The organism is Novosphingobium sp. TCA1, assembly GCF_009811895.1.
GTDB classification, from domain to species: domain Bacteria; phylum Pseudomonadota; class Alphaproteobacteria; order Sphingomonadales; family Sphingomonadaceae; genus Novosphingobium; species Novosphingobium panipatense_A.
On record NZ_BLJH01000019.1, the window covers coordinates 56,297 to 65,186 of the forward strand.

An 8,890-nucleotide genomic window follows, 5' to 3' on the forward strand; every position below is an offset into this window, starting at 1 on the left:
TGTGATTCCTCAGTCGTCGCCGAAACCGCGACCGCGCCGCTCGCGCTCGATCTGCTCGATTGCCTTGCGGACCTCGTCGGCAATGTCCTGCGCCTGGCCGCCGCCGGTGACGTCGATCTTGATGCTATAGGTGATGGAGACAGGGGCGGGTGCCGCGCTGCCGCTCACACCGGCCTGCGCGTTCGCCGGGGAGGCGGCCAAGGCTGCGCCAGCGGCGCCCGCTGCCAATGCGCCGGCCATCTGCCCTGACATGGCATTGAGGCGCGGGACGAGGCCGTCTGCCGAGAAGGCGCTCGCCATGCGGCTCCCGAGATCACCCACACGTTGCAGCGGCCCGCCTGCGCTATCGGCCAGGCCTTCGTCCAGGCCAGCCATGACGAAGCCGCCGAGGCTGGCGAAGACGCGCGAGGGCGAATGGATGCCAAGCACCTGCTTGAACCAGCTGACGGCGGAATTGGCGGCGCCGACAATCGTCGATTTCAGGGCAGACAGGCGGCCGGTGATGCCGTTGATCAGGCCCTGCATCAGATCGCTGCCCGCCTGCGACAGGCGCGACGGCATGGAAACGCCCAGCCAGTTCATCAGCGCCGCGAAGCCCGCATAGAGCAGCCCCATGGGCGAGAAGTTGACGAGCATGGCAGCAATGCCCGCAATGCCGCCGTTGAAGTAGCCCTGAATCTCGGTCCAGATGCCGCTGAACCACGTCGTGATCGCGCCCCAGTTCTCGTAGATCAGATATCCAGCGGCGGCGAGCAAGCCGATGCCCAGCACGATGCCCGCAACGATACCGATCAGGGGCAGCATGCCGATGCCGAGCGCGGTGGCGGCGGCCGACAGCACGGCGAATGGGGCGACAAGCCCGGCGAGGATGAGGGCGCCGCCGCCCATGATGAGGAACAGCCCGGCGAAGAGCGCCGTGGCGAAGGCGAGGGCGCGGGTCAGCTGGGGATGCCGCTTCGCGAAGTCCGCGATGCTGCCAGCCCACGACGACATGTAATCCGCAGCCGAGGAAATCATCGGCAGCAGCTGATCGCCCACGGTGGTCGCGAGTGTCTTGGACTGGATCTGGAGCCGTTTCACCTTCTCCGCGCCGTCGAGCATGCGATCGGCGAAGTCGGTATTGACCGTGCCGTCTGCGCTCAGAGCTTCGGCGCGGATGCTCTGGTATTCCTGAAACGCCGACATGAGCGGGCGCAGCGCCTGCTGCACCTGCATATCGCCGAACAGGCTGGACAGCTTCGCCTGATCGCCGCCGGTGGCCTTCTGGGTCAGACGCACGATCTCCTCGATCGGGCTGCGCCCTTCCTTGGCGGCCTTTTTCATCGCGGCGGGAATGTCGATGCCGAACTTCTTGAAGTTCTTGATCGTGTCCCCAGCGTTGATCTTGGAGAGCAGGTTCTGAAGGTTGGTTGCGGCACCGGCGGAATCGCCCGCGCCCTTGCGCGTGATCTGGAGCGCGGCGGCGAGATCCGCGACGGCCGGGATGCCCTTGGAGCCGAGGCTCTGCATGCTGGCGGTCAGTTCGGGGAAATACTGCGCCATGTCCTTGACCTCGAAGGCACCGCTCTTGCCCGCCTGGGCCATCACGTCGAGCGCCTTGCCGGTCTGCGCGATCGGCACCTTCAGGTTGTCGTAGGAGGCGAAGGTCGCGCGGCCGAGATCGTCGATTTCCGCCTTGTAGGCCGTGGCCGCGCGCCCGATCGGCGTCATCATGTCAACGGCCTGCTGCGCGCCGAGGCCGAAGCCGGTAAGCGTATCCACGCCCTTCTGCAGATCGGAAGGCAGCTGGTTGACCGCCAGCGCCGCCCGGCGCAGGTCGAGACCCATCATGCGCCCGGCCTCGCGGCTCTGGTTCACCTTCTGGTTGATGTCGGTCATCACCGACTCGAATTCCATGGCGTCCTGCGCGGCGCCTTCCAGCGGCCTGGCGACAATCATGCCGGTGCCGATCGCGGCAGCGCCGCCTGCAGCGAGACCGGCGGCCGATCCTTGCACCTGCGAAAAGCGCGATCGGGCAGCGGAGAAGCGACGCCCCCGGTCCGATACTTCCTGAAGGCGGCGGTCCTGATTGCGCAGGCTGTCGTTCGACCGCTCGATCTCACCGCGCAGGCGCCGCTCTTCCGACGCGAGGTTACGGGTGGAGACGCCTGCCGCCGCAAGACGGCTGCGGACCTCGGTCAGGCGGGTTTCGTGCTGGCGGTGCTGAGCGGTCAGGCGCTCGGCCTCGCGGCGGGCGCGGTCGAACTCGCTGCGCATGGCGCGGGTGGGCGTGGTCGTTGCGCCGATCGCGCGGCCAAGTTCGGTGGCGCGGGCGCGCGCCTGCTGCATGGCGCGCTCGCTTTCGCGCATGCCCTGTTTCAGCTGGCGGAACTCGCCGACATCGGCCTGCGCGCGCTGCAGGCCTTTCAACTGGTCGCGGGTGGCCTTCAGGGTCTGCGCAAGCCGGGAGGAACCCGAGGCAGCGTCCCGCATCGGTCGGGTGAGCCGGTCGGCGCCTTCCATGAGCACCCGGATGCGCAGATTCCTGTCAGCCACTTATCGTTTCCCGCGTTTGGGTGAGGTATCGGCAGATCCGGCGCGCTTCTCGGCCTTCGCGCGCCAGATCATCAGTTCGGCGATCGGCCACCCGTCCATCTCGGACGGCGGCCAGCTGAAGACGCTGGCGATGTCCGCCATGGCGTCGGTTACGTCTGCTGGGAGAGACCCTGCTTCGCGCCCTTCGGCAGCAAAAAATCCATAACCTCGCTGCCCAGCTGGGTGAGGTCGGCGGGATCGAGGTTCGCGATATCCTGCTTGGACAGCATGGGATCGGTGATGCGCGGCAGCAGCGTTTCGAGCGCGCCGTATTCGAGATTGAGCAGGCCGGACAGTGAAAGGCCGCGCAGCGAGCCGGACTTGGGCTTGCGGACGAGAACAGTCTCGATCGTGGTTTCTCCGCGCGTGAACGGCGCGTCGAGCGTGACGGTGCGAACTTCCGGGGCGGCAGCGGTGGCAATGGCAGTCGATGCGGCCAGCGCGGCTTTGGTCTGGGTCATTGGTGATCTCCGGGTGTCATGGAGGAAAAGGGGGCGGCCCGGCGCGCGGCCGGGCCAAGGGATCAGAACATGCCGAGGGCGTTGCGGCGCGCAGCGAGCAGATCGATGCCGTTGACGATTTCGACCATATTGATCGGGTCGATTTCGATCTCGGTGCGGCCATTCCAGACCAGCTTGTAGTAGGCGACGGCCATGGTGGCCTTGAAGTCGCCGACCTCGCCGGTTTCCTGATCGCCGAACTCGATTTCCGAGAACCGGCCGCGCAGGATCACTTCCACGGTATCGATTTCGGCGGTGTCGTCGCGCTGGTAGTTCCCGGCGAAGCGCATGTAGACGCCGTCCACCGTGGGCGTGCCCCACTGGCGGATGATGTCGCGCATCGGCCCGGCAAACGTCATGGATGCCTCCATGGCCTCCTGCCCCATGTCGAGCGACACAGCGCCGCTCATGCCCGCGCCGCGATACTCCTCCATCTTGCGGGTGAGGTTGGGCAGGCCGACCGTCTTGGCATCGCCCTGGTAGTCATTGCCTTCGTTGAACAGCATCTGGTCCTTCAGGACGCGGGGAAATCCCATGGTGGGCTCCTATGATCGAGGTGGGAGAGAGGGCGGCCGGATCAGGCCGCTTCGGCCAGCTGGTTCGCGAAGTCCGCGAAGTAGCTGTCCGTGATGCGCTGGTTGAAGCCGAGGTCTTCGAGCGGCGGCGGCACGGTGTAGTCGTAGTCGATCCGCAGCTTGCCCGCCTTGAGGCTGGCGGTGCTGTTGTTCGCCTCGTCGTATTTCGCGTTGAAGCCCAGCACGATGCCCTGCGCCTTCAGTTGGCGGCCGAAGCCGTTGATGGTCTCGACGATGTCCTTCACCAGCGCCGGGGTCAGCGGCTTGTCGATCGCCCAGAGCATGCCCGCGACCACGGTGTCGGCGAGCAGCTGGGCGACACGCACGGTGCTTTCGAACTCGAACAGTGGATCATCCGAGCAGGTGCGGTTGCCCCAGAAGCGGAAGCCGTCATCGGTGCGGACCAGCGCGGTGACCTCGGAAGCGTTGAGGAGGTTCGCTTCGCTGGTGTCGTCCTCGATATCCCAGCGAATGGGCTGGCTGACGCCGACGACGCCGCTGACGGCGATGTTCGAGAGCGTCTTGTGCGCGCCGGTCTGGGTATCGATCAGCGCGCGCAGGCCCATGGCGTAGGCGGCGGCATAGCCGGTGACGTTGGTGCTGGTTGCGGTGTCGAACAGGAGGAAGTCCGGCATCAGCAGCATCAGCTCGCGCGCGGAGAAGTTGGCGCGGTAGAGCAGGGCAGATGCGACGGTGTCGCCGATCGCGCGGGCATAGGCGAAGCCGCGCAGCTTCTTGGCAATGGCGACCAGCGCCGTGGTGACCGCCTGCGTTTCGAGGCCGGGGGTGCCAAGGATCTTGGGCTTCACGCCCAGCTGCGACTTCGCATCGAGCAGGGCCTGCATGCCCGTCTTCTTGCCCTCGGCCGTGGTGGTGCCGATGACGTTGCTGGCGGTCTCGGCGTCATCGGCGCCTTCCTCCACCCGCACAACGACCACGACGGCGCGGGTCTGGTCGGCGATGGCGCGCAGGGACTTGGCCAGTGTGCCGTCCGTGCCTGCCTTGCCGATCGCGGTCTCGATGTCGGTGACGAGCGCCGGGGTGTCGAGTGGGAACGTGGTGGCGTCGGCATCGGTGCCGGTGGCGACCAGACCGATGATGGACGTGGAAACAGCGGTGAGCGTGCGGGCGCCGTCGCTGATCTCGGTGAGGGTAATGCCGTGCTTGAAGGCCATGAACAGGATCCTTGGTTAGAGAGTGACGGGCACGAGGAGACGGGAGCGGGCGTTCGACGCTGTGTCGGTGCGCCGGGTGTCGAGGACGACGACGGCAGAGCCGGGCGAGGTACCGGCCTTCAGGCCGACCTGATCCAGGCGGATGCGATCCTCCCAGCGCGTGAGGGCGATCACGGTGGCCGCGTAGACCCGCAGGATGTTGGCGCGGGTCATGGGCTTGTCGATCAGGTCAGGCACCAGCGAGCCGAACTCGCGGCGGCCGACGCACGAGCCGATGCGGGTGCGCAGGATGACCTTCGCCGACTGGCGGATATCGTCGTCGCCCTCGATCAGTTCGCCCGTGGTTTCGTCCATGGCAGCCATCAGACGGGTGTTCCTGTCTGAGGCGACCCGGCGGGGTGCTTGTGGCCATTGAGGCTGATACCGCCGCCGACGACGTCTTCCGACGCTTCGGCCTTGCCCTCGATCAAGACGTTGCCCTTGATTGCGACGTCGCCCTCGATCGTCACGCCACCCGGCGCCGTCAATGCGGCAGTGCCGCCTTCCGGCAGGGTGACGGTGAGCGCATGGGAGGTGTGGTTGTAGGAAATGACCGCGCCATCGGGGAATTCGAGTTCGAAGACGTCGGGATCCGACGTGCTCGGCGAATTGGCGTCCGAGTAGATGCCAGGCAGCACGATGCCGTTATCGACGTCGCCCTCGGGGCACAGGACGGCGCACTGTTCGCCCGCCGAGGGCGGGCACCAGAGCTTCACGCGCCCGGCGAGCAGGGCGACCCACGGCAGATCGCCGGTTTCGAGATCGCCCAGCTGGACGGTGCAGGTGCGCGCGGCATGGTCGATGGACGCGACAGTGCCCACCTGAATGACCTCGCCGGTCAGCTGCTCATGGTCGTTGGATTGCGCCATGGTGCGACCATGGCGTGGGACGGATTATCTTTCGCGGGTCGGCATTTGGTCAGGCGGTAGTCCAAATGGAGGGGATTCGCAGTCGCCAGCCAGATACCATTTGGGAAATCGACGTTCGATCGATACGAAGGCAGGCATTAGCTTAGGATGCCAGTGATGTCTCTGAAATTGAGGCAAGAAACCGTTGATCGGTTGAAGCCAATTTTCGCCAGCTGTTTCGAAAAAATCACTGTAACGGGTGATTGCATTGCCAGCCTCGATGATGCCTTTGGTATCATATACGATGCTGAGGAACTGCTGCCTAAAACTGGACCACGTAGAGACGATATTCTCAAGTATATTGGCGGTCGGAGCCTTTTGAAATTCACGTCATGGTTTGCAGATAATTTGCTCCGTGGACGCACATACGATCGAGACGCACAAAGGAAGCCTCTTTTAGAAGTGGTGGGATCAGATAGCGCAGAAACATTAGCAACAAAAGCGCTCGAAGCCTATCAATCTCTTCCGTGGGACTATTGGGCGAGTGTAGTACTTCCGAAACCTCTTGCCGACTTTTTTACTCAGCTGGGTGAGGTCACAGAAGTAGGTGACGGCATTCGCGTGATCTGCGATCCAGACGAGATCGAGCGTACAGTGCCGGTTGATCTGGTTTTCACGGGTGTTGGTGGTCTATTCGGTCTGTTTAATCCACCTAAACCCTCCGCAGTTTTGCAAGTTCGAGCGAGGGGGCTATTGGTTGAGAACGCCAAAACGGAAGCTCTGGAAGATTTAATCAGCTTGGTAAAAGCTTTTTTTGGTCTTTCCATTGCATTAGGATTATTCAGAGTTGAACAAAGGTCAGAAATATTTCCCGCTCAACGCGAGATTTATTTCCTCTTATGCGAAAATGAAGGGGTGGCGGGCGGTAGGCAAAAGTTTACGGAGCGTGATTCATCAGGCATATCTCGCATAGTGCCCAATGAAAAAAGCCGTAGATACGAGTATATAGCGCCTGAGTTGAAAGCCGTATTTTCAGATGTTGCCGAAAATCAGAAACTTCTCCGAGCTTGTGAGTGGCTATTTAACGCTCACATCGGCGACGACTCCATGCTTCAATTTGTACAGGCTACGGTCGTTTTGGAAGTTGTCTTAGGAGATAAGGACACTTCCGAAGAGATTGGTCTAGGCGCTCTTCTGGCCAATCGCTGTGCATATATGATCGGGAAGACTGCTACCGAGCGCGCGAAGATTTTAAGAGATTTCAAAGCGCTTTACGCAGTGCGATCAAGGATCGTGCATTCGGGCAAGCATCGCTTAACCGATGAAGAGGAAATAAAGCTCTTCCAGATGTTGTGGATCGGGCGCAGAGTTATTCAGGCTGAAGTTGATCTTATTGTGAGGGATCGAGGGAGCGAAGTTACTCGAAGGATCGCAGAGGTATTGAGCGGGGATGCATGAACACTCGAAGCCAGCCCCGCTCTCATTTCAGATTTTTTCCATCATGCCTGCTGAGTAAATCAGTCGTCGTTGTCGGCCAGGGCAAAATTGCTGATCAGCACTTCGCGCGCCGGTCGTGATGCCGCGCCGATGGTGTACGTCGTGTCGATCGGCGCGACGATGAAGCGGCCGAACGTCTCGCGCACCCCCTCGTTGTCGTTGAGCGACATCAGGAACTTGCCCTTGATGCCCGCCAGTTGTTCGGCAAGCGCGGCGAAGTCCTCGCGGGTGAAAACGTCGGGGCCGTAGTCCTTCTCGCAGGCCCAGTAGGGCGGATCGAGGTAGAACAGGGCGCCGTCGCGGTCGTACCGGCGGATGAAGTCGCTGTAGGGCAGGCGCTCGATCACTACGGATTGCAGGCGATCGTGGATGTCGGCGAGCATCGGCTCGATCTTGCTGACGTCGAACCGGGCCGGGCTGGATGCATCCACGCCAAAGGTGCGGCCGGATACCTTGCCGCCGAATGCCAGGCGCTGGAGGTAGAGGAAGCGCACGGCGCGCTGCAGGTCCGTCAGCCGTTCGGGATCCTGACCGAGCAACCGCTCGAACTCGGCCCTGCTGGTGACGCGGAAGCGCAGCATGTCGACGAGGTAGGGATAGTGCTCGGCCAAGCAGCGGAACAGGCCCACGACGTCACCGGAAATATCGTTGACCGCTTCGGCCTTCGGGCGCCGGGTGCGGCGCAGGAAGATGCCGCCCATGCCCACGAAAGGCTCGGCGTAGCTGGTGTGCGGGGTGCGATCGAGAATGGCGCAGATGCGCTTGGAAAGGTTCCGTTTTCCGCCGATGTAACCGGCCGGGGGAGAAACGGGGCGAACGAGAACAAAAGGGGTAGACATGTAGTGTTTCCTGCACGATGTCCCTTCCGCGCCTGAGACGCGGAAGGGTGCTCGAAGGGGCAGGCGCGCTGCCCGGAGAGTGCGAGTGCAGGCTCGCTGGTTTCGAGATGCGGGAACATCCGAGACCCCCTTCCGTAAAGGGGGAATTGGGCGGCGTGAAGGGCCGCCAATCACTTACTCAGTCGTAGCGGAATCCGCGGTTTGCGTCGCGGCTTCTTCCACAACTGGCACGGTCAGGACGCCGAGGCCGATCTTGTGAGCGACGCCGCGCGCCACTTCGTCCACGCGGGACTTCGTCGCGGCTTTGTCGTAAGCCCCGTCGTCGTTCAGGACGGCGTTCACCGAGCGCTCGTGCTTGATGTCACCGCTGGTGAAGGTGACGGGCACGGAGCGGGTCTTGGCATCGAAAGCGCCGATCTTGATCTTCAGGTCGGACATTGAATTTCCTTTCAGGCGGGAGCGTTCGGCCAGGTGACGGCGGCCGGATCGAGGTTAGTTTCGGGAAGATCGCGGAGCGCCTGCCGGTACAGCCGCCATTCTTCGCGCTGGGTGGCGGAAAGCGGGCTGTCCGGCACCTGCGTGAAGTCGCTGGCAGCAAGGAGACGATCGCGCTGCGTTCGGATCTGGCGTAGCAACTCGGCGGTGGCTGGTGGCGGAAGCGGCAACGCAATCGGGTCGCCGTTTTCGTCTGCTGCGATCATGGAGCCAGAGGAAGCCGCCGCGATCAGGCTCGCGTGGGTCTCAGGGGCGATCGGCCGGGCATCTTGCGGCATGGCGCCGTGAATGGTGTCGTCGAGAAAGCCGCCTGCGGAGGCGCTGTAGTAGAGCGTCACGCGAAAATCT

Annotated in this window: 11 protein-coding genes; 1 reads left to right on the forward strand and 10 read right to left on the reverse strand. The window is 63.1% G+C overall.

From position 1 onward, the window contains the following. Window positions 1-9 precede the first annotated feature (9 nt). From NTCA1_RS19410 to NTCA1_RS19440, 7 genes are all read right to left on the reverse strand, one after another. The gene (locus tag NTCA1_RS19410) at window positions 10-2,535 is read right to left on the reverse strand and encodes a phage tail tape measure protein (RefSeq protein ID WP_159831509.1); all 2,526 of its coding nucleotides are present in this window, start codon (window positions 2,533-2,535) and stop codon (window positions 10-12) included. After that, entirely contained in the window at window positions 2,536-2,676 is a 141-nt protein-coding gene (locus NTCA1_RS19415) for a GpE family phage tail protein (protein ID WP_159831510.1), read from the reverse strand. Window positions 2,677-2,684: 8 nt separating this feature from the next. Next, complete coding sequence (locus NTCA1_RS19420; protein ID WP_159831511.1) at window positions 2,685-3,035, reverse strand: phage tail assembly protein; 351 nt, start codon at window positions 3,033-3,035, stop codon at window positions 2,685-2,687. Between the two features lie 62 nt (window positions 3,036-3,097). Further along, window positions 3,098-3,610, reverse strand: coding sequence for a phage major tail tube protein (locus NTCA1_RS19425; RefSeq protein ID WP_159831512.1), 513 nt, complete (start codon window positions 3,608-3,610; stop codon window positions 3,098-3,100). 41 nt (window positions 3,611-3,651) lie between these two features. After that, entirely contained in the window at window positions 3,652-4,824 is a 1,173-nt protein-coding gene (locus NTCA1_RS19430; protein ID WP_159831513.1) for a phage tail sheath subtilisin-like domain-containing protein, read from the reverse strand. A 15-nt stretch (window positions 4,825-4,839) separates the two neighbouring features. Continuing rightward, window positions 4,840-5,187: a GPW/gp25 family protein gene (locus NTCA1_RS19435; protein WP_159831514.1), complete on the reverse strand. Its 348-nt coding sequence runs from the start codon at window positions 5,185-5,187 to the stop codon at window positions 4,840-4,842. Continuing rightward, a complete protein-coding gene (locus tag NTCA1_RS19440) occupies window positions 5,187-5,732 on the reverse strand; it encodes a phage baseplate assembly protein V (RefSeq protein WP_159831515.1) in 546 nt (181 codons plus the stop codon). Before NTCA1_RS19440 ends, NTCA1_RS19435 begins: the two co-directional genes overlap by 1 nt. A gap of 156 nt (window positions 5,733-5,888) precedes the next feature. Between NTCA1_RS19440 and NTCA1_RS19445 the strand changes: the two genes are divergently transcribed. Beyond that, complete coding sequence (locus NTCA1_RS19445) at window positions 5,889-7,169, forward strand: HEPN domain-containing protein (protein ID WP_159831516.1); 1,281 nt, start codon at window positions 5,889-5,891, stop codon at window positions 7,167-7,169. Between the two features lie 59 nt (window positions 7,170-7,228). Here the strand turns inward: NTCA1_RS19445 and NTCA1_RS19450 are convergent, their stop codons facing one another. From NTCA1_RS19450 to NTCA1_RS19460, 3 genes are all read right to left on the reverse strand, one after another. Beyond that, window positions 7,229-8,047 carry a DNA adenine methylase gene (locus NTCA1_RS19450; RefSeq protein ID WP_159831517.1) on the reverse strand — a complete coding sequence of 273 codons (819 nt, stop codon included), beginning with the start codon at window positions 8,045-8,047 and terminating at the stop codon, window positions 7,229-7,231. A 174-nt stretch (window positions 8,048-8,221) separates the two neighbouring features. After that, window positions 8,222-8,485: a hypothetical protein gene (locus tag NTCA1_RS19455; protein WP_159831518.1), complete on the reverse strand. Its 264-nt coding sequence runs from the start codon at window positions 8,483-8,485 to the stop codon at window positions 8,222-8,224. An 11-nt stretch (window positions 8,486-8,496) separates the two neighbouring features. After that, window positions 8,497-8,880, reverse strand: a complete 384-nt coding sequence (locus tag NTCA1_RS19460; RefSeq protein ID WP_159831519.1) for a tail fiber assembly protein — start codon at window positions 8,878-8,880, stop codon at window positions 8,497-8,499. Window positions 8,881-8,890: the final 10 nt, after the last annotated feature.

Bases quoted from the DNA above. Each gene is read 5' to 3' on its own strand.
- NTCA1_RS19415 (WP_159831510.1), bottom strand. From the start codon at position 2,676: ATGGCGGACATCGCCAGCGTCTTCAGCTGGCCGCCGTCCGAGATGGAC.
- NTCA1_RS19420 (WP_159831511.1), bottom strand. From the start codon at position 3,035: ATGACCCAGACCAAAGCCGCGCTGGCCGCATCGACTGCCATTGCCACC.
- NTCA1_RS19425 (WP_159831512.1), bottom strand. From the start codon at position 3,610: ATGGGATTTCCCCGCGTCCTGAAGGACCAGATGCTGTTCAACGAAGGC.
- NTCA1_RS19430 (WP_159831513.1), bottom strand. From the start codon at position 4,824: ATGGCCTTCAAGCACGGCATTACCCTCACCGAGATCAGCGACGGCGCC.
- NTCA1_RS19435 (WP_159831514.1), bottom strand. From the start codon at position 5,187: ATGGCTGCCATGGACGAAACCACGGGCGAACTGATCGAGGGCGACGAC.
- NTCA1_RS19440 (WP_159831515.1), bottom strand. From the start codon at position 5,732: ATGGCGCAATCCAACGACCATGAGCAGCTGACCGGCGAGGTCATTCAG.
- NTCA1_RS19445 (WP_159831516.1), top strand. From the start codon at position 5,889: ATGTCTCTGAAATTGAGGCAAGAAACCGTTGATCGGTTGAAGCCAATT.
- NTCA1_RS19450 (WP_159831517.1), bottom strand. From the start codon at position 8,047: ATGTCTACCCCTTTTGTTCTCGTTCGCCCCGTTTCTCCCCCGGCCGGT.
- NTCA1_RS19455 (WP_159831518.1), bottom strand. From the start codon at position 8,485: ATGTCCGACCTGAAGATCAAGATCGGCGCTTTCGATGCCAAGACCCGC.